Annotated in this window: 15 protein-coding genes; 4 read left to right on the forward strand and 11 right to left on the reverse strand. The window is 67.7% G+C overall.

What is annotated here, in order from left to right; genetic code table 11:
- Positions 1–4: 4 nt before the first annotated feature.
- Both ACQ3DC_RS07025 and ACQ3DC_RS07030 read right to left on the reverse strand, forming a co-directional pair.
- On the reverse strand, positions 5–622 hold the full coding sequence (locus tag ACQ3DC_RS07025; protein WP_430751904.1) for an FMN-binding negative transcriptional regulator: 618 nt from the start codon (positions 620–622) through the stop codon (positions 5–7).
- Between the two features lie 2 nt (positions 623–624).
- Complete coding sequence (locus ACQ3DC_RS07030) at positions 625–1599, reverse strand: DMT family transporter (protein ID WP_430751905.1); 975 nt, start codon at positions 1597–1599, stop codon at positions 625–627.
- On the opposite strand from ACQ3DC_RS07030, the gene ACQ3DC_RS07035 reads away from it, so the two are divergent.
- Entirely contained in the window at positions 1598–3010 is a 1413-nt protein-coding gene (locus ACQ3DC_RS07035) for a PLP-dependent aminotransferase family protein (protein WP_430751906.1), read from the forward strand. The genes ACQ3DC_RS07030 and ACQ3DC_RS07035 overlap by 2 nt on opposite strands.
- A 3-nt stretch (positions 3011–3013) precedes the next feature.
- Here the strand turns inward: ACQ3DC_RS07035 and ACQ3DC_RS07040 are convergent, their stop codons facing one another.
- Positions 3014–3538 carry a hypothetical protein gene (locus tag ACQ3DC_RS07040; protein ID WP_430751907.1) on the reverse strand — a complete coding sequence of 175 codons (525 nt, stop codon included), beginning with the start codon at positions 3536–3538 and terminating at the stop codon, positions 3014–3016.
- A gap of 238 nt (positions 3539–3776) precedes the next feature.
- Between ACQ3DC_RS07040 and ACQ3DC_RS07045 the strand changes: the two genes are divergently transcribed.
- Positions 3777–6743, forward strand: coding sequence for a BTAD domain-containing putative transcriptional regulator (locus ACQ3DC_RS07045; RefSeq protein ID WP_430751908.1), 2967 nt, complete (start codon positions 3777–3779; stop codon positions 6741–6743).
- Positions 6744–6779: 36 nt separating this feature from the next.
- On the opposite strand, the gene ACQ3DC_RS07050 is transcribed toward ACQ3DC_RS07045, so the two are convergent.
- Together ACQ3DC_RS07050 and ACQ3DC_RS07055 are read right to left on the reverse strand one after the other, a co-directional pair.
- On the reverse strand, positions 6780–7001 hold the full coding sequence (locus tag ACQ3DC_RS07050; RefSeq protein WP_157238793.1) for a hypothetical protein: 222 nt from the start codon (positions 6999–7001) through the stop codon (positions 6780–6782).
- Between the two features lie 39 nt (positions 7002–7040).
- On the reverse strand, positions 7041–7592 hold the full coding sequence (locus tag ACQ3DC_RS07055; protein WP_157238792.1) for a dihydrofolate reductase family protein: 552 nt from the start codon (positions 7590–7592) through the stop codon (positions 7041–7043).
- Between the two features lie 209 nt (positions 7593–7801).
- Between ACQ3DC_RS07055 and ACQ3DC_RS07060 the strand changes: the two genes are divergently transcribed.
- A complete protein-coding gene (locus tag ACQ3DC_RS07060) occupies positions 7802–8242 on the forward strand; it encodes a hypothetical protein (protein ID WP_430751909.1) in 441 nt (146 codons plus the stop codon).
- On the opposite strand, the gene ACQ3DC_RS07065 is transcribed toward ACQ3DC_RS07060, so the two are convergent.
- The 4 genes from ACQ3DC_RS07065 to ACQ3DC_RS07080 all read right to left on the reverse strand — a co-directional run bounded on the left by ACQ3DC_RS07065 (position 8239) and on the right by ACQ3DC_RS07080 (position 14945).
- A complete protein-coding gene (locus tag ACQ3DC_RS07065; protein WP_430751910.1) occupies positions 8239–9156 on the reverse strand; it encodes a GGDEF domain-containing response regulator in 918 nt (305 codons plus the stop codon). The two genes, ACQ3DC_RS07060 and ACQ3DC_RS07065, sit on opposite strands and share 4 nt — an antisense overlap.
- Complete coding sequence (locus ACQ3DC_RS07070; RefSeq protein ID WP_430751911.1) at positions 9153–12206, reverse strand: response regulator; 3054 nt, start codon at positions 12204–12206, stop codon at positions 9153–9155. Before ACQ3DC_RS07070 ends, ACQ3DC_RS07065 begins: the two co-directional genes overlap by 4 nt.
- Before the next feature lie 144 nt (positions 12207–12350).
- Complete coding sequence (locus ACQ3DC_RS07075; RefSeq protein ID WP_321215671.1) at positions 12351–14492, reverse strand: putative bifunctional diguanylate cyclase/phosphodiesterase; 2142 nt, start codon at positions 14490–14492, stop codon at positions 12351–12353.
- A 183-nt stretch (positions 14493–14675) separates the two neighbouring features.
- Positions 14676–14945 (reverse strand): GlsB/YeaQ/YmgE family stress response membrane protein, encoded by a 270-nt coding sequence (locus ACQ3DC_RS07080; RefSeq protein ID WP_104997136.1) that lies wholly within the window; start codon positions 14943–14945, stop codon positions 14676–14678.
- A 165-nt stretch (positions 14946–15110) separates the two neighbouring features.
- Here ACQ3DC_RS07080 and ACQ3DC_RS07085 point away from each other — a divergent pair, with 165 nt between their 5' ends.
- Positions 15111–15977, forward strand: a complete 867-nt coding sequence (locus ACQ3DC_RS07085) for an HAD family hydrolase (protein ID WP_321215672.1) — start codon at positions 15111–15113, stop codon at positions 15975–15977.
- On the opposite strand, the gene ACQ3DC_RS07090 is transcribed toward ACQ3DC_RS07085, so the two are convergent.
- Together ACQ3DC_RS07090 and ACQ3DC_RS07095 are read right to left on the reverse strand one after the other, a co-directional pair.
- On the reverse strand, positions 15974–17353 hold the full coding sequence (locus ACQ3DC_RS07090) for a UDP-glucose dehydrogenase family protein (protein WP_430751912.1): 1380 nt from the start codon (positions 17351–17353) through the stop codon (positions 15974–15976). The two genes, ACQ3DC_RS07085 and ACQ3DC_RS07090, sit on opposite strands and share 4 nt — an antisense overlap.
- Complete coding sequence (locus ACQ3DC_RS07095; RefSeq protein WP_321215674.1) at positions 17350–18507, reverse strand: glycosyltransferase family 4 protein; 1158 nt, start codon at positions 18505–18507, stop codon at positions 17350–17352. Before ACQ3DC_RS07095 ends, ACQ3DC_RS07090 begins: the two co-directional genes overlap by 4 nt.
- Positions 18508–18617 lie beyond the last annotated feature (110 nt).

Raw genomic sequence — 18617 nt, forward strand, 5'->3', positions numbered from 1 at the left:
TGCGTCAGCGGGCGCGCTCTACATCCGCCGCGGCCTCTGACTGGCCTCGGGCAGTAAGCCCCGCCACTACGCCGTCCACGTCCGCTTCGGGCCGGTTCTGGCTCAGCTTGGCCTTGGCCTCGATCCGGGTGATGACCAGTTCGACGCCCACGATGGCCCGCAGTTGCCCGGCGATGTACCGGCCAGGCGCGTCATCCACGCTCCACGGGTGGTCAAAGCCGGCCTCGTGCACACCGGTGAGGCGCCGGACCTGCCGGTCCAGCCATGCAGGGTCGTCGTGGATCACCAGCCGTCCGTACACGTGCGCCGTGGTGTAGTTCCAGGTGGGCACAACGCGTCCGTGCTCGGCCTTGGACGCGTACCAGGACGGGGAAACGTAGGCGTCCGCACCCTGGATGATGGCCAGCGCGTCCCCGACGGCGGGTTGGGACCACTGCGTGTTGTTCCGCGCAACGTGCCCCTGCAGCGCGCCTTGCTCGCCGGCATCGGGATCGTAAACGAAGGGCAGGAGCGTGGCGATGAGGCCGTGCGGGGTCATGGTGATGAGGTTCGCTGCTCCCGGGCGGGTGAGGAGGTCCTGGACGGTGTCGGGGACCGCGGCAAAGTGGGCTGGAACGTACATGGCTAATCCTTTGCTGGCTGGAGGACGGGGCCGGGGAGGGCGTCAAAGTGGGCCGCCGCGGGCCTGAGCCGCACCCGGACGGCGGCCCCGGCGCACAGGATGACCGCCAGCCCGCCGAGGACCGTGGACCATGTCAGGGCTTCGCCCAGCAGGAGCGCCGCCCAGCAGATGGTGAGCACGGGCTGGATGAGCTGGATCTGGCTGACGCGGGCGATGGGGCCGATGGCCAGGCCCCGGTACCAGGCGAAGAAGCCCAGGAACATGCTCACCACGGCGAGGTACGCGAAGGCGGCCCACTGCGCCGGGGTTGCGGACGGCGGCTGCTGGATGGCGGAGACGGCGGCCAGGGCCAGCATCAGCGGCAAAGCGAGGACCAGCGCCCAGGAAATGGTCTGCCAGGATCCCAGTTCGCGGGCCAGCAGGCCGCCCTCTGCGTAGCCCACAGCCGCAGCCACCACCGAGCCGAGGAGCAACAGGTCCGTCCAGTGCAGGACACCCAGGCCGGCGGACTGCAGGGACGCGAAGGCGATGACCGCGAAGGCGCCGAGGCCGCTGACCAGCCAGAAAGCAAGCGGCGGGCGTTCCCGCCCGCGGATAACGGCGGCCGTGGCCGTTGCCGCAGGGAGGAGGGCGATGACCACGGCGCCGTGGCCTGCCGGGGTGCTGGTCAGGGCAAAGGAGGTCAGTAGCGGGAAGCCGATCACGACGCCGGCCGCAACCACCGCCAGGCGCACCCACTGCGTCCCGCGGGGGAGCAGTTGCCGGCTAAGTGCCAGGGCGGACGCCGCCAGGACTCCCGCCACCACGGCCCGGCCGGAGCCTATGAACAGCGGGGACAGGCCGGCAACGGCAACCTTCGTGAACGGTACGGTGAACGAAAAGGCTGCCACGCCAACCAGGCCGAGCAGCAGTCCGGATGGCTGCGGGCTCAGTATCGCTGTGCCGGAAGAATGAGTAGCGCTACTATTGTCTTTCATGAACAACGATAGCAGTTCGCGGATAGCGGCGCACCTGAAATCCTGGCTGTCCGCAGCCGCGCCGGGAGCGAAACTGCCGTCCACCCGTTCCCTGGTGGCCGAGTACCAGGCCAGCCCGGTCACCGTTCAGAAGGCCCTGCAGACCCTCGCGGCGCAGGGCCTCATTGAGAGCCGCCCCGGTGTGGGGACGTTCGTGCGGGCTGCCCGGATGGCGCGCCCGTCCGACTACGGCTGGCAGACGGCGGCGCTCCGCTCGCCGCTGGTGGCGCTGCCGCCGGCCTCCTCCACCATGCGGGACGTGCCGCTCGGGGCCATCGCCTTCCACTCCGGCTATCCTGCCCGCGAGCTCCTCCCCGAGCGGCTGGTGCGGGCAGCCCTTACGCGTGCCTCCCGCGGTGACGCGGCATTGTCCAGGCCGCCCGCGGCCGGCCTGCCGGAGCTGCAGTCGTGGTTCGCCCACGAGCTCGGCGCGTCGACGCCGGCCGGAATTTCGCCGCCGAACCCAAGCGACGTCGTCGTACTCCCCGGGAGCCAGAGCGGGCTGAGCTCCGTCTTCAGCGCGCTGGTGGGCAGGGGGCAGCCGTTGCTGATGGAGTCGCCGTCCTACTGGGGCGCCATCCTCGCGGCCGCGCAGGCGGGCGTCCGCGTCGTCCCGGTGCCCAGCGGCCCGGAAGGGCCGGACGCCGGGGAGCTTGCCCGCGCCTTTGACGAGTCTGGCGCCCGGGTTTTCTACGCACAGCCCAACTATGCAAACCCCACCGGCGCGCAGTGGACTCCGGAACGGCGCGACGAGGTCCTGGACGTGGTCCGCGCGAAGGGCGCGTTCCTGGTGGAGGACGACTGGGCACACGACTTCGGCATCACCTCCAGCCCCGCGCCTGTGGCTTCCCGCGACGATTCCGGGCACGTCGTCTACCTGCGCTCGCTGACCAAGAGCGTGTCCACTTCCATCCGGGTGGCGGCCCTTATTGCCCGCGGGCCGGCGCGGGAGCGCATCCTTGCGGACCGTGCCGCCGAATCGATGTACGTCAGCGGACTGCTGCAGGCCGCAGCGCTCGACGTCGTCACGCAGCCAGGGTGGCAGACGCACCTGCGCAGCCTGCGCCACCAGCTTGAATCCCGCAGGGACCTGCTGGTCACCAGCGTGCGGGAGCACATCCCCCAGGCGCACCTTGAGCAGATGCCGAGAGGCGGGCTTCACCTGTGGTTGCGGCTTCCGGACGGGACGGACCTGGCGCGCCTGACCCGGGACTGCGAAGCCGCAGGGGTCATCATTGCCCCTGGCGACGAGTGGTTCCCGGCTGAGCCTGCGGGTCCTTTCGTCCGGCTCAACTACTCCGGCACGAATCCGGGCGCCTTCCCGGAAGGCGCCCGGATCATTGGCCGGATGCTGGAGCTGAACCTGGCCTAGCAGTCAGCCGGCCAGTGCCGCGCAGACGTCAGTGGCAGTCCCGGATGAACTGACCAGGGTCCAAACACCCTCGGTGCTGATGGTGTAAACGACCCTTCCGAGGTATTGGGTGGTGGAGGGGCCGGCTGGGATGTCCGTGGGGAACATGACGATGCCGTTATGCCCAGTGGCTGTGACGGTTCGGGAACCGTCGGGGTTGACCACAGTATGTGACACGGATCCATCTGTTCTGAAGGTGATGGACTCGCCCGCCTCTGGATTGTCCGGGTCACTTCCGTAGTTGGTGTAGGTGAGCAGGACGCCCTTGCCTGCGGTGATAATCCGGACGACATTGCCGTTCCGGTCAACAAACTCCCGCGTTTGAAGCTTGCCTCCCGTCGATGATATTCCGAGGTTGAAGTCCGCACAGCCCACACCCGCCGGGAGGATGTCGGGTTCGGCTGCCAACGCCGGCTGGGCCGGTGCAACAAGGGCAGCTGCGGCCAATGCGGCTGGGGCGAGGCCTCGAGTGATGCTGCTGGTTTTCATTGTATTTTCCTTTCAGGTGTACCGGATCGTGCAAGTACAGGCTGACTCCGGGCGCTTAAGGGAGCCTTAATCACGGCGCAAGCTATGGACCCTCCGCGTGCCCGGGAGCATGATGGGGTTGATGCAGTTCCCCAGGGGGCTCATCATGTGGCATGGCGGGCGCTAGGGGCCGCTGGTCGAGGAGTCCACAGGATCGGGAGTGTCCCGCTTCCGTGGCCGGTCAGTAGGGGGCTTGCCGATGAGCGCTTTGTGGATCAGGGCCCTGGGTCCGTTGCAGGTGATTGCCGACGGCGTCCAGGTTCCCGTCAGCAGCCGCAACCTGCGGATTGTCCTCGAATGCCTGGCACTGCGCGCAAACTCGGTAGTAGCAGCTGACTTTTTGGCTGAAGCTGTGTGGGAAGGCCATCCGCCGGCGCATCCCGGACCGCAACTCCAGGTCTACGTGGCGAACCTGAGGAACTTGCTGGAGCCTAACCGCCCCAAGGGGGTTGCCTCGCGCCGCCTGGCCAGCAGGCCCGGCGGCTACCTCCTGGCTGTTGCCGACGACGAACTCGACCTGCTGCAGTTCCGCGCGCACCTTGCCGCCGGCGAGCATGAGGTGGGAGCGGGACAACTTGCCGGCGGCGCGGTCCGCCTGCGCCAGGCCCTGGACCTGTTCGAGTGCCCTGCGTTTCCTGACCTGGCCGACATTGAGCTGCTGGTCCCGGACCTGGAAGAGGTGGAGGAGGCCCGGCTGGACGCGTGCCAGGACCTCTTCGACGTGGAACTGGCCCTGGGCCGCCATGCCAACGTGGTGGGGGAGCTCCAGCGGCTGGTATCGCAGCATCCGTTCCGGGAACGCCTGTGGGCGTCGCTGGTGCTCGCCTTGTACCGCTCCGACCGGCAGGCAGACGCCCTGGCCGCATGCCGGACGGCGCGGAAAACCTTTGCGGCGGAGCTGGGCATTGATCCCGGCGTGCGCCTGCAGGAGCTCGAATCCCAGGTGCTGCGGCAGGATGCCTCCCTTGCGCCGCCCACCGCCAACGAAAACCGCCGCACCAGGCAGCGCCTCGACAACCTGCCTGCCGCACTCACCCCCATGGTGGGCCGGGATGCTGAACTGGGGGAGGTTTGCTCGCTCTACCGCTCCGAGGGGTGCCGGCTTGTCACCGTCACGGGGGCGGGCGGGGCAGGGAAGACCCGCCTCGCCATGGCGGCTGCCAGCCGCCTGGGCGAGCACATGGCTGACGGCGCGGGCTGGGTCAACCTGTCCCCGCTCACCCAGGCTGAGCAGGTTCCGGGTGCCATCACGGCGGCACTCGGACTGGAGGCTCCAGCCGGCGAAGACCCGTTGAAAATCGCATCCCGGTTTCTCCAAGCCCGAACCCTGCTCCTGGTCCTGGACAACTTCGAGCATCTGGAAGGCGCATGGCCGGTGGTGCTGGACCTGCTCACCGCAGCTCCCGAACTCCGGATCCTTACCACCAGCCGGAGGCGGCTGGGGTTGCGTCCCGAGTACGAGTTTGAGCTTGAGCCGCTTGAACTGCCGCCCCTCGACCCGCCCCTGCCGCCGGCGCAGCTGCGGGAGGTGCCTGCAATAAAGCTGCTCCTGAGCCGGGGCAGGGCCGTCCGCCCGCATTTCACCGTGGATCCCGGAAACGCACTTGTGTTAACACGCCTGTGCCACCGGCTGGACGGCCTGCCCTTGGCCATCGAACTGGCGGCGGCCCAGCTGCGGCAGCTCAGCGAACACGATCTCCTCGCCGACCTGGAGGTCAGCCTGGCTGCGTTGCCGGCCAGTTTCCAGGATCTTCCGGACCGGCAGCGGACCCTCACAGCCACAATGGAGTGGAGTTATCAACTACTGGCGGATGCGGAACGCGTGCTTTTGTGCCAACTTGGTGTTTTCGCCAGCGATCCAACCCTGGCCGCGATCGACGCTGTGCGCGGCCCCGTCCCCTCCGATGCGCCATCCACGCAGGAACTGCTGTCCGCGCTCGCGGACCAAAGCCTGCTGCGGCGCTACACGGACCAGTCAGGACGGCGGCGTGTGTCCCTGCTGCAGTCCATCCGCGAGTTTGCCCGCGACCGGCTGGCGCTGCTTCCCGCAGAGCCTGAAGTGCGGCGCCGGCACGCCGAGCACTACGTTGCCTTGGCCGAGGCCGTATGCCCGCGGTTGTGGGGCCGGGACCAGGTGGACGCTTTCCGGACGCTGCAGGCTGATGGGCCGGATTTGCACGCCGCACTGCTATGGGCAGCGGGACCCTACGGCTCCAAGGACATGGCGCTGGGCCTGGTGGGGCAACTCTGGCATTACTGGGAGCTGACCGGCGACGTGGCGGAACAGTGCGACATCGCACTGAAGCTGCTCGACGGCGCGACTAACGCTCCAGCGGCGCTGCAGGCCCCCGCCCTCAGTGGAACCGCCACGCTGTGCTGGATGCTCGGCCGTGACGACCAGGCATCCGGGCTCCATCACCGAGCGCTTCAGGCCTTCCATGACGCCGGCAACGACCAAGGCGTTGCGTGGGCCACGATGTGCCTGGCGGTGCAGGCGCTGCAGCGTGACGATGCCGACAACGCCGGGCGACTCGCTGCAGGCGTATTGTCGATGCCACTTGCCACCCCGCGCACAAGGGTTGGCGCTTTGATTGTCCTGGGCATACTGGCCTTCTACGCTGGCGACCATGCCCGGGCCTTGGAGTTGCGCCACGCGAGCGTCGAGCTTACGCGCCCGATGGGCGATCGATGGTTCCTGGGGATAGCCCTGACCAACCTGGCCGAAAGCACACAGCAGGCCGGCGACTATGGCGCCGCGGAGCGCTTGCTCGTCGAGGCAGTCACCGCGGCACTAGAACTCGATGCGCAGGGCCACGTTGCAGCTTTCCTTGAACAACTTGCCGACGTCTACGTCAGCCGGCACCGCGTTGAGCGGGCTATCCGCCTGCTCGCGGCGACTGACACCTATCGCACTGACCGTGGACTTCCGCTCTACTCTGCTGAACAGCAACACATCGCATCGGTCGTCACCAGGGCGCGCGAAGAAGCCGGCCCGATCCGTTTCGGCCTGGCATGGGAAGGCGGAAGAAACCTCACGCTAAGGCAGGCGGTCAACGAGGTGCTGCAGGGCGCACACCACACCGGAGTCCCACCGGGCGCTGGCCACCCAGCAGACCGGTATCCGTCAACCCCGGAGAGCGTCGTGGACCCGGCCCCGTGGTCCTGACTCATGGTCCTGGCGCCGGTGTCGTAACCAGTCGGGTCAGTCCTTCGTGTCCTCGGTGCCCTCTTCCTCCGCGTGTGCCGCCTTCTCCCGGGCCTCCTGCTGGTGCTGCTCAAGTTTCGCTTCGGCATCCCTGCGCCGGTAGCCGATGGACCGGGCCTGTTCAGGGGTGGGATGCCGGTGCTCCCGTTCCCAGGCGTGGTCGTTGACGCCGGTACCGGGGACTACCTCGTCATCAGGATTGTTGGCTTCTTCATCCATATTCAAACCCTTTCACAGTCCCGGTGCGGATAGTAGGGCCTACGCCCCGAGCCGCCCGTAGGTGCTGATCACGTTGCCCTTGCTGGTCCGGGACGCGTCCTGCAGTACCAGCCGGGTGGCGGGGTCGCCGTCCTGGAACAGGCGCCGGCCGGTTCCCGCGATCACCGGGTGGGTCATGAGGGTCAGCGAGTCCAGCAGCCCGGCGAACAGCAGCTGACGGGTCACCGAAATGCTGCCGCACACGGCTATCTCGCCGCCGTCGCGCTCCTTCAACCCCGCCACGAACTCCTCCAGCGGCGCGTCCATCAGCTGCGAGTTCTGCCATTCCAGCGGCGCCGCCAGCGTCCGGGACGCCACGAACTTCTCCACCGGGTTGATGAACGCGGCGAAGTCCTCGTCCACGGACGCGTTTGGCCAGTAGGCGGCCCACTCCTGGTAGCTGACCCGGCCCAGCACCACCGTGTCCACTGTTTCCATCATGGTGGTCAGGCCGGCTCCCAGCTCGTCGTCGAAGCTGTCGAACTGGAACTTGTACGGATCGGAGACCACCCCGTCCACTGAGTGGAACAAGCCGGCAGTGACTTTGCGCATGGGGACCTCCAGAGTGGCTTTCGAGTGGACAGGCACCACGCTAGTGCGCCCTCCCGCCACGCGGAAGATCCCTGCTGGAATGCACGACGCCGGCCGCTCCAGTTACGTTCGTCACTCGCCGCGGCGTCTTGCGCGGTTTCGCCGATTCCGGGCCCCATACTTGTGGTGAGCGGCCGTTGCCGCGCCCCCGGCCAGGCAGGAGGAAGTGCATGGAAACCCTGAAAAAAATCGTGACCAACCAGTATTTCCCGGCCGGTGCAGTCCTTACTGCCGTCCTGCTCTTCTGGGCCGTGGGACTCTTGGGCGGGCTGTCCCTCCTGAACAACAACCAGCCGCCGCTGACAACGCTCACCTGGATGCTGTTTGTCTACATGGCTGCTGTGCTCACCCCTCTCGCCGGCGCAGCGGCCGCCGTCGACCTGGTCCGGCGCTGGCGGCGCAACCGCACAACTGAAGCATCGGGCGCAGCTGAAGCATCGGGCGCCATTGAAGCTGCGCCGGCATCGGAGCCGGATGTTCCAGCCGAAGAAGGATCTGCCGCCCAGCCCGTGCCGGTTCAGGACCAGCCGGTTCAGGACCAGCCGGGACAGCAGCGCCCAATACAGCAGACGCCGGTCCAGCAGAAGCCTGGCTCCAAGAAAGCTGCCTAGCCGGACTGCCGGGCCAGTTCCACGCGGTTACGCCCCCGGGCTTTGGCCGCATACAGGGCCGCATCGGCCTCGCCCAGGAGGGTAACCGCATCCACCCGGTGCTCTGCCGTGAACGCGGAGATCCCCGCACTGAGCCGCAGTTGGCCGGACGGATCGCCGGCGTGGTCGATCGCCAGGTTCCGAACAGCATCCAGTGCCCGCTCCGTGAGTGCCTTCGCGCCGGATACCGACTGCTTGGGCAGGACCAGCAGGAACTCCTCCCCGCCGAAGCGGTACACGCCGTCGCTCTTGCGAACGGAGCCGAGCAGCGCGTCCGCCACCGCCCGCAGGGCCTGGTCTCCTGCAGGGTGGCCGTACAGGTCGTTATAGGTCTTGAAGTTGTCCACATCGCACATGGCCAGGCTGTACCTTTCCCCGTACCGAACGCTCCACTGGTGGAGCTGTTCCAGATCCTCCGAGAGCTTCAGCCGGTTGTGCAGGCCTGTCAGCGGATCTGTGCGCGCCTGCCGGGCAAGGACCCTGCGGTAATGCGCCAGGTCCGCATGGAGGGTGGTGACGCGCAGCGCCACCAGCAGCCGGGCCTGCAGCACAAAAGGGTCCAACGGCTTGGTGACGTAATCGTCTGCCCCGGCCTTGAGCCCGGCCAGGATGTCCTCGCGGGACCCCTGCGACGTTAGCAGGACGACGTAGGTGTAAAGGTCCTCCTCGCGCTCCCGGATGGCCCGGCACAAGGCCAACCCGTCCATTCCAGGCATCACCCTGTCCGTTACCACCACATCGGGTTGGTGCTCCAGGTACAGGGCCCAGGCCTGGTCGCCGTCGGCGGCTGCCAGGCAGTCATGCCCGGAACGCTCGACGGCGGCCCTTGCCACCATCAGCGATCCCGGATCGTCGTCAGCCACCAGCACCTTCACGTTGCCGCCTTCAACGCCGCGTCCAGTCCTGCGTCCAGCAGCCGCAGTTCCGCCTCGAGACGGCGGATCAGTACCGGGCCGTCTCCGTCCCTTCCGCTGCGACCTATCCGTTCGAGTTCTGCACAGGTCCCTGCTACTTGTGCCGCCCCGATATTGGCAGCCGCCCCCTTCAGCGCGTGAGCCGCACTGGCAAGTGCGGGCCCGTCGCCGTCGGTTACTGCTGCGTTCAGAGCCGCGAGGCGTCCGGGGACCGCCCGCCTGAACGCGGCCGCCGCCTCGGGCAGCAGGCCCAGGCCGTCGCCGGGCCCCAGGTCCCGCAGGATGGCAAGCCTGTCCTGGTCCAGGACCGGAGTGGCTTCGGGGGCGGCAGGAGCCCGGACCCCGGTGACGGCAAGCGGGTGCGGGGCAGGTTTGGGGACCGGCCGGGGCTCGGGTTCCGGAACCCAGCGTGCCAGCGTGGCTTCCAGCGCGGCGGCATCAACGGGCTTGGCGAGGTAGTCGTCCATGCCGGCTGCCAGGCAGCGTTCCCGGTCGCCGTCCAGCGCCCCCGCCGTCATGGCAATGATCGGCAGGCGGGTATGGGTGCCTGCCCTGCCGCGGATCTGCCGCGTTGCCTCGAAACCGTCCATCACCGGCATGTGGCAGTCCATCAGCACGGCTGAGTACCTGGAATCCGCCGTGGCGCTGAGGGCCTCGGCGCCGTTGGACACCACGTCCACGGCATAGCCGAGCCCGCTGACCGTTGCGCGGGCGACGAGCTGGTTCACCTCGTTGTCCTCCACCACCAGGATGCGTCCCTTCGACGGCCCGTCCGCCACCGGCGCCGGCTGTGCTGAACCGGCGGCCGGAACGGAAGGCTCGTGCGTGGACATCAGCCGGACCAGCCGGTTGTAGAACTCGGAGCTCCGGACCGGCTTCATGAGCCATTCGCGCACCCCGGCATCCGTGATCTCGGCCGCGTTGACCTGCATGGTGGACGTGAGCACAATCAACTCGATGTCCGCCAGTCCGGATTCGGCCTTCAGGCGCCGCGCCAGCGCCAGCCCGTCCATGCCCGGCATGCACAAGTCCAGGACCGCCAGATGGAACGGGTTCCCGGCGGTGTGCGCCTCGCGGGCACGCGCCAAGGCTGAGGCCGCATCGGGGAATACTTCCGGTTGCAGCAGCCAGCCGCGCAACTGGGATTCGAGGACCAGCCTGTTGGTGGCGTTGTCATCCACCACCAAAACCCGAAGGCCGCTCAGGAAGCCGGCCGCCGGAACCGGGTCCGTGGACGGCGGCGCCACTGGCAAGGGCAGCCGGAACCGGAAGGTGCTGCCCTTCCCCGGAGCGCTCTCCACGGCAATCTCGCCATCCATCGCATCGGCCAGGCGGCGGCAGATGGCAAGGCCCAGCCCGGTACCGCCGTATCTCCGGGTGGTGGAGGCATCGGCCTGGGAGAACGACTGGAAAAGCCTGCGGTGCTGGGAAGGGTGGATCCCGATGCCGGTGTCACGCACTTCGAAGCACGCCATGGCGGTGCTTCCGGGTGCCGCTCCGGGGTTCTCCGTTGTGACTCTGATGGACACCTCGCCCGACGCCGTGAATTTCACCGCGTTGGAGGCAAGATTAAGGAGGACCTGCCGGATCCGGCCGGAGTCACCCACCAGCCGTACCGGGACGTCCGGCTCGCAGTAGGCGATCAGCTCCAGGCTCTTGGCCTGTGCCGGTTCCGCCAGGAGCCCGGCCACCTCCTCCACCAACGTGCGCGGATCAAAGGGACGCGACTCCAGGTCAACCTTGCCGGCCTCCAGCTTGGAGAAATCGAGGATGTCGTTGATCAGGGCCAGCAATGCCTCACCCGCGCTCTTGACGCCTTCCGCGTACTGCTTCTGGGTCTGGTCCAGCCGGGTCTCCAGCAACAGGGCTGTCAGGCCCACCACGCCGTTCATGGGGGTACGGATTTCATGGCTCATGGTGGCCAGGAACTCCGACTTCAGGCGGCTGGACTCCATCGCTGCCTCCCGGGCCGCTTCGAGCTCCTTTGTGCGGACGGCCACCTCGTCCTCCAGCCGCGTGGTGAGGGTGATGTTCTCAAAAATGATCAGCACCTGCCGGACCAGGACAAACACCAGCACGGCAGCGCCCACCACCAGCAGGAACGGCTCGAGTTCGTCAATGTGGGGCTCCGCGAACAGCACCACCGCCATGAGGAGCGGGACGTACGGCAGCAACTCCAGGGCGAGGGTGTAGCCAGTCCGGTCCGTCCCCGCGCTTTCCTCGTACGGTGCCAGCGGGGCAAGGGCAACCAGGAGGAAGGCGATGATCCATCCCAGGGCGAGGGGCGACCCGGTGGTGCCGGTAACGCCGTCGAACGTCATCCGCACGTAGATGCTGTCCGTCACGGCCAGTACCAGCAGGCCGCTCCCCAGGAACAGCCACGGCCGCCGCTCGCCCGGCTGGCGCCGCATGGCAAGGACCAGCACCAGGGACGTAATCACCAGGTCCGCCACGGGGTAGGCCATCCCGGTGAGCCGCGCCAGCGGATCGCCCTCGGCCTCGAAGGCCTGCCCCAGCACCATGTACCAGCTGACCACCAGGACGGAACCGGCAATGACCGCAGCGTCCATGACCGCCCGGTACAGCGCCACCGCGTGGTTGCCGCTGCGCCTCCTGAAGGCAAAAAGGGCCGCGACTGCGGGCACCGAGTAACCGATGAACAGGGCATCCGCCAGGGAGGGGAACGGATATACGTGGTTGTTCGCGAGGCCGTAGAAGGCGTAGAGGGCCATCCCGGCGGCCCACAAAAAGGCCGCGACAGCCATGAAGGTCCAGGCCCTGGCATTGACGCCCCCGCGCAGCGCGGCGCGGGTGCAGCTTGCTCCGGCAAGCAGGGAAGCTGCGAGGATCAGGAAGTCACCGGTCACGAGGGCGGCCGGAGATCCGCTGTTCACGGCAAGGAACAGCCCGAGCGCAGCCAAGGCTGCGGCCGTGCACAGCGCCGGCCATTTTAGCGGCGCCATGCTGCTGCCGCCGGCGGACCGCCGCTGCGGGAGACCAGTCTGAGACACGCGGAACCTCCCCCTGTGTGCGCCCGTACTCCGAAGGCCTTTACCCCTGAAAAAACCCTGACCGGAGCCCGCCCGAGACCTGGGTGGGAGACGCCCTCCCATGCTATCCCCTCAGGGCGGAAGGCGCTCCTGTCCGGGGCGGCGCTACCGCCCCTTGAGGGCATTGAGGGCTTCCTCCGCGTGCTGCAGTGCCTGCTCCAGCCGCGGGCCGGGCTGCGGCAGCGAGAACAGGTACCCCTGGAGCGTGTCGCATTCCAGTGCCGTGAGGTAGTCCGCCTGCGCTGCCGTTTCCACACCTTCCGCGGTGACAGTCAGGCCAAGGCTGTGGGCCATGTTGATCATTGAGCTGAGGATGGGAAGCCGCTCATTGCCGGTATGCACCATGGACACGAACGTCCTGTCGATCTTCACAGTGTCCACCGGCAGGTCCTGAAGCCTGCCCAGCGAGGAATAGCCGGTGCCGAAGTCGTCCAGGGCAACCCTTGCGCCCGCGTCCCGCAGGGTGCTGAGCTGTTTGATCAGGGTGCAGTCAGCGTCGAAGAACACGCTCTCGGTGACCTCCAGGACGAGCTGGTAGGCGGCAACGCCCTTGGCCTCCGCGAGCCCCAGGACCGTCTGCGCGAAATCCGGGTCCTGGAGCTGGACGCCGGAGACGTTCACGGCGAGCGACCGGGACGGGTCCCGGCTCAGCCAGGGTGCCAGCTCCGCCATGCCCCGTGCCATCACTTCGGCACCGATCTCGTTAATCAGTCCCGTGCGTTCCGCCAGCGGGATGAAGACCGACGGCGGGACGCGGGTGCCGTCGCAGTCCCACCTCGCCAGCGCCTCAAACGTGACCACCTGGTCCATGCGGTGGGAAACGATGGGCTGGAAATCCACCGAGATCTCGCTCCGGGCTACGGCGAGCTGCAGCCCGCCCTCCATGTAGGTCCTTTGCACCAGGGCCGTCATCATGTCCGGGTGGAAGCGCAGGAATCGGTTCTTGCCTGCGGCTTTCGCCGCGTACATGGCGATGTCGGCCTGGCGCAGGAGCTCGGAGGCGCCCACATTGTCCCGGGCCATTGAGGCGAGCCCCAGGCTGAGACTGGGCCGCAGGACCGTGCCCTGGATGGTGACCGGGACGTTCAGGCACCGGACAATGCATTCGGCAATGGCATCGGCGTCCGGGCAGGCTGTCAGGAGGACCACGAATTCGTCACCGCCCAGCCGGGCTACGACGTCGGCAGTCGGGGCGCAGCCGCGGAGCCTGCGGGACACCTCGATGAGCATCTCGTCGCCGGCCTGATGCCCCAGGATGTCATTGACTTCCTTGAAGTCGTCCAGGTCCAGGAGCAGGACGTCCACTGTCTTCAGCCGGGGCTCCTCCACGGAACCGGCCAGTGCATCATTGAACACCGCCCTGTTGGCCAGTCCCGTGAGGGGGTCCTGGAACGCCATCGTGCGCAGTTTCTCGGCCTGGGCCGCCAGATCCACCATGGCCTGATGAGCCTGCTCCTGGGCCTTCCGCCGCGGCGTCACATCCCGGAAGCTCCACACCCGGCCGACCACGTCATTGCCCACCCGCTGGGGCCGCGAATACCGTTCGAAGGTCCGGCCGTCCGTCAGGTCCACCACATCATGGCTCTCCGCCGAGGGGCTGTCCGCCAGCTCTGCGAGCCGGGCAGTGAAGGCAACCGGATCCGCGATCTGGGCCATGACCAGCTCCATCACCGGTTCCTCGCTGTCGCCCGCCATAAGCTCCGGCGGGATACCCCACATGGAGAGGAACTGGTCGTTGAAACCGGCCACGTGGCCGGCGGAGCTCATCACCAGGATGCCGTCCGCGGTTGACTCCAGCGTGGCGGTCAGCAGGGACATCGCCTCCCGCAGGTCCGCATCCGCGTCCTGGCGGTGGGAAGTACCCCGGACGGACAGCAGCAGTAGCGGCACGGCGGGAACGACGTCGTCGGATCCCGGCACCAGGGAACCCGCTGCTTCAGCGGGGAACTCCGTTCCATCCCTGCGCACGCCGTAGATTTCGCGCGGCGGGAGGTGCTCCCGGGGCCCGGCAAGGAGCCTGGCGAGAAGCTGCGCCACCTCGCCGCGGAAGCCCTCGGCCAGGAGCGTCCGGTGGTCCCGCCCGGCCAAGTCCCCGCTGGCGTACCCGAACATCCTCCCGGCGGCGGCGTTGGCCATAGTGATGCTCCCGTCGGCCGCAATGGCCAGGAGAGCGTCCGGGCTGGCGTCCAGGACCGTGCCGAACATCAGTCCTGCCGGATTTTTTCTGTGGCTCCAGTCATCAGTCATTGCGCCACCCCCCTCGCACATCATAAAGCGCGAATGCTGAATTGGTGGCGGAACAGCAGGAATCGGTTACAGGCCGGCCGGCGCCCTGTGTGCGGCCCGGTTGCCGGGTTCCCCGGGAACGCAAATAGCGCCGCTCCCTCGGAGGGGCGGCGCTATTTTCTTGTTGAGGAATATGTGGGGTTGCTACACCCGGCGGCCGCTGCGGTTGGCAACCGCACCGTAAACCAGGAGCACGATGACTGAACCAAGAATTGCCAGCAGCCAAGTGCGGAGGTCGAAGAATTCAGCCAGTCCGCCGCCGAAAATCAGCGAGCCGATCCAGCCGCCCAAAAGGGCGCCGACAACGCCGAGGACCAGGGTGACCACCCAGCCTCCGCCTTGGCGGCCAGGCAAGATGGCCTTTGCGATGGCGCCGGCGATCAGGCCCAAAATGAGAAATCCGAGAATACCCATGTTGCCACTCCTTAATCGGTAAGTTGTGCCGGGCCCCCATTTCCGGTTCCATAATTCAATCAGTGTGCTTACTGCTCTGCAAGGGTTTGATTGTCACGGGATGACTGTCAGTTTTCCCGTATCGATAGGATTGGGTGACCCCGCCATCTACCAAGGAGCTCCCGCATGTGCAGCCAGCAGACCGTCCGGCCGCGTGCCGTGTTCCTCGATATCGACGGCACTTACGCAGACCATGGGCTCGCTCCGGACGCCCATGTGGAGGCAGTCCGCACCGCACGCCGGCTGGGACACCTCGTCTTTGTGTGCACCGGCCGGCCGCTGGCCATGGTCCCCGCCCACATCCTTGAAGCTGGTTTTGACGGGACCATCACCGGCGCCGGCGCCAGGGTGGAGCTGGACGGCCAGGTCCTCAAGGACACGCGCTTCGACCAGGACCTGGCCGGCCGCATCGTTGACGCCCTGGATGCCCATGACGTGGCCTACATCCTCGAAGCTCCGGAATCCCTTCACGGCCGCACGGGCGTGGACCGGCGGCTGAGGGAGGTGCTTGGGCCCATTTTTGCCGACCGCCCGCAGCATGACGGCGTCCTCGGGACCGATGTGGATCCCCTTGAGGACATCCTGGGACCCATGCAGTACAGCGACGACCTCCGCGCCGTCTCCTACGCCAAGATCTCCTGTTTCGATTCTGACGTGCCCCTGAAGCAGCTGGTGGACCTGCTCGGTCCGCAGGTGGGGCTCATCCCCAGCTCCCTCTCCGCCCTGGGGGACCGTGCCGGGGAGATCTTCATGGCCGGGACCCACAAGGCGGTGGGCATCCAGGTGGTGGAGGAGCATCTGGGCCTTGACCGGGCGGACATCGTGGCTATCGGCGACAGCGCCAACGACATTGAAATGCTTGAATACGCCGGGGTGGGGATCGCCGTGGAAGGCGGGCACCCTGCCGTGCTGGCCGTTGCCGACCGGTTTACGGCCGGCCCGGCCGGCAACGGCGTGGCCCTCGCCTTCGCCGAGCTGGGCCTGCTGGACTAAACCCGGGGCAGGGCCCTCTCCACAGCCGGCACGTCGGCGCCCCTGGTGCCCAGGCCGCGCACCACCCAGCCGTAGGCCTGCCATTCCGCCGCGTCCAGCACGTTGCGCGCGTCCAGCACCACCCGCCGTCGTACGGCCGCACCCGCAGCCTCAGGGGACAGCCGCCGGTATTCATCCCACTCCGTGAGCAGCAGGACCAGCTCGGCGCCTTCGAGCGCCCGCCCGGCGGCGGCCTCGAACCGCAGGCGCGGGTAGCGCCGCCAGGCGTGGTTCACCGCCTTAGGATCCGTGACCGTGACGTGCGCCCCGGCCGCGGCCAGCCGGTCGGCCACGTCCAGGGCGGGGGAGTCCCGGATGTCGTCGGTGTCCGGTTTGAAGGAAGCGCCCAGCACGGTGATGGAGCGGCCGGCAACGCTGCCGCCGCAGAGTTCGTCGGCCAGGCCGACCGTCCGTTCGCGCTGGCCCAGGTTGACCGAATCAACGAGGCGCATCCAGTCGTCCACGGCCGTGACACCCAGGTCCGCGGCCTGCGCCCGGAAGCTGCGGATGTCTTTGGGCAGGCAGCCGCCCCCAAACCCGAGTCCGGCATGCAGGTACCGTCCGCCGATGCGAGGGTCCATCCCCATCGCTTCGCTGAGTTCCGCCACGTCCGCGCCCGAGGCGTCGCACAGTTCGGACACGGCATTGATGAAGCTGATTTTGGTGGCCAGGTAGGCGTTGGCGGCCGACTTGATGAGCTCTGCAGTGGCAAAGTTGCAGACCAGGCGGGGAATGCCTGCCCGGAGGAGCGGTTCGTAGACGGTGTCCAGGGCCGCTGTCTCCCCGAGCGGCGCGCCGGTGCCGCTGTGGAAGGCGGCTGCGCGCCCGCCGTCGACCCCGTAGACCAGCCGGTCCGGCACCAGCGAGTCCTTCACCGCGGTTCCCTGCCGGAGGAATTCCGGGTTCCAGGCGAGCAGCACGTCCGGCCGGGGGGCCAGCACCCCGCGGAGCATCTGCACCGTGCCCACGGGGACGGTGGATTTGCCGACGACGACGGCGCCCGCCGCCAGGTGCGGCAGCAGGGCTTCGGTGGCGGAGACCAGGAAGGTGAGGTCGGCGGCGTCGGACGTTTTGTCCTGCGGGGTGCCCACGCACAGGAAGTGCACTTGCGCGTCCTTCGCAGCGGCGGCGCTGGTGGAAAAGGTGAGCCTGCCGGTTTGCCGGCCGTCCCGCAGCAGTTCGTCCAGGCCCGGTTCGTGGAAGGGGGCGGCACCGCGCGCCAGCTGCTCCACTTTGCCGGGATCGACGTCGATCCCCACCACGGTGTGGCCCATGGAAGCGAGGGTGGCGGCATGCACGGCGCCCAGGTAACCGCAGCCAATCACGGAAATTTTCACAATGCTGCTCCTTCGGTGCTGCCAGAGCCCAGGGAAACCGGGACTCCGGCAATGGCGTCTTCGTAGTGGCGCACCAGTTCGGCGCAGAGGGCAGGCCAGGTCCTGTCCTGCACGGAGGCATGCGCCGCGGCGGCGAACGCGCGGCGCTTGGCGTCGTCGCCCATCAGGTCGAGAACTTGGCTCCGCATGGCGGACAGGTCGCCGGGCTCGTAGAGCCAGCCCGTCCGCGAGTTCTCCACCAGGTCCAGCGGGCCCCCGCGGCCGGTGGCCACCACCGGCACGCCCGATGCCATCGCCTCCTGGATGGTCTGGCAGAAGGTCTCGAACTCACCCGGGTGGACGAAGAGGTCGAAGGACGCCACGGCGCGTGCCAATTCTTCGCCGCCCAGGAACCCGGTGAAGACCGCGTCCGGTAAGGCCTCCTCCAGCGCCGCACGCTGCGGTCCGTCGCCCACGATGACCAGCCTGGTGTTGGGGACGCCGGCCAGGGCAGCGAGGTCCTCCACCTGCTTCTCCATCGCGAGCCTGCCCACGTAGCCGATGATCCGCCTGCCGCCGGGAGCCACCCCGGCCCGCCACCCGTCGTCGCGCTTTTCCGGTGAAAACCTGGCGGTGTCCACCCCGCGCCGCCACATCCGCACCCGTGGAATGCCGCGGCCGCGCAACTGGTTCAGCGCGAACGTTGACGGCACCAGGGTGCGGGAGGCGAGCAAATGGATGTTCTCCACCCGGTTCCACGCCCAGTTTTCCAGGAACGGGACCCCGTACCTTCCTGCGTAGCTGGGAACCTCGGTCTGGTAGATCGCCACGGTGGGGATGCCCAGCTGGTGGGCGGCCTGGACTGCACGCCAGCCCAGGATGAACGGCGAAGCCAGGTGGACGACGTCCGGTGCGTAATCGGCAAGGATTCGCTTGACCCGGTACACACCGCCCATCGCCACCCGGACGTTTGTGTAGCCGGCCAGCGGAACTGCCGGCAGCCGGTGGATCTCTGCGCCCTTGACGTGGTCCGGCGCTTGGGCGTCCTGCGCGGAGGGTGCGATGACCAGGACGTCGTCGCCCCGGTCCTGGAGATGGTCCAGCACCCTCAGGATGGAATGGGTGACCCCGTTCATCAGCGGCAGGAATGATTCAGCAACAATTGCGATCCTCACCCCTCCACGATGGGCTGGGGGCTTGAAATGGCGGGGGAGAAAGCGTTACCCGCAGGAAAAGGCTGGGTGAACAGGAACCGCCGTGTTTCGAAAAAATTACTAAGTAGGCT

The sequence above is a fragment of the Paenarthrobacter sp. NEAU-H11 genome, from assembly GCF_050573415.1.
GTDB lineage: Bacteria > Actinomycetota > Actinomycetes > Actinomycetales > Micrococcaceae > Arthrobacter.

What these genes read in the sequence shown, in the direction of transcription:
- ACQ3DC_RS07080 (WP_104997136.1), bottom strand. Translation starts at nt 14,945, where the DNA reads ATGGGTATTCTCGGATTTCTCATTTTGGGCCTGATCGCCGGCGCCATC.
- ACQ3DC_RS07030 (WP_430751905.1), bottom strand. Translation starts at nt 1,599, where the DNA reads ATGAAAGACAATAGTAGCGCTACTCATTCTTCCGGCACAGCGATACTG.
- ACQ3DC_RS07060 (WP_430751909.1), top strand. Translation starts at nt 7,802, where the DNA reads ATGGAAACCCTGAAAAAAATCGTGACCAACCAGTATTTCCCGGCCGGT.
- ACQ3DC_RS07085 (WP_321215672.1), top strand. Translation starts at nt 15,111, where the DNA reads ATGTGCAGCCAGCAGACCGTCCGGCCGCGTGCCGTGTTCCTCGATATC.
- ACQ3DC_RS07040 (WP_430751907.1), bottom strand. Translation starts at nt 3,538, where the DNA reads ATGAAAACCAGCAGCATCACTCGAGGCCTCGCCCCAGCCGCATTGGCC.
- ACQ3DC_RS07025 (WP_430751904.1), bottom strand. Translation starts at nt 622, where the DNA reads ATGTACGTTCCAGCCCACTTTGCCGCGGTCCCCGACACCGTCCAGGAC.
- ACQ3DC_RS07075 (WP_321215671.1), bottom strand. Translation starts at nt 14,492, where the DNA reads ATGACTGATGACTGGAGCCACAGAAAAAATCCGGCAGGACTGATGTTC.
- ACQ3DC_RS07045 (WP_430751908.1), top strand. Translation starts at nt 3,777, where the DNA reads ATGAGCGCTTTGTGGATCAGGGCCCTGGGTCCGTTGCAGGTGATTGCC.
- ACQ3DC_RS07035 (WP_430751906.1), top strand. Translation starts at nt 1,598, where the DNA reads ATGAACAACGATAGCAGTTCGCGGATAGCGGCGCACCTGAAATCCTGG.
- ACQ3DC_RS07050 (WP_157238793.1), bottom strand. Translation starts at nt 7,001, where the DNA reads ATGGATGAAGAAGCCAACAATCCTGATGACGAGGTAGTCCCCGGTACC.
- ACQ3DC_RS07055 (WP_157238792.1), bottom strand. Translation starts at nt 7,592, where the DNA reads ATGCGCAAAGTCACTGCCGGCTTGTTCCACTCAGTGGACGGGGTGGTC.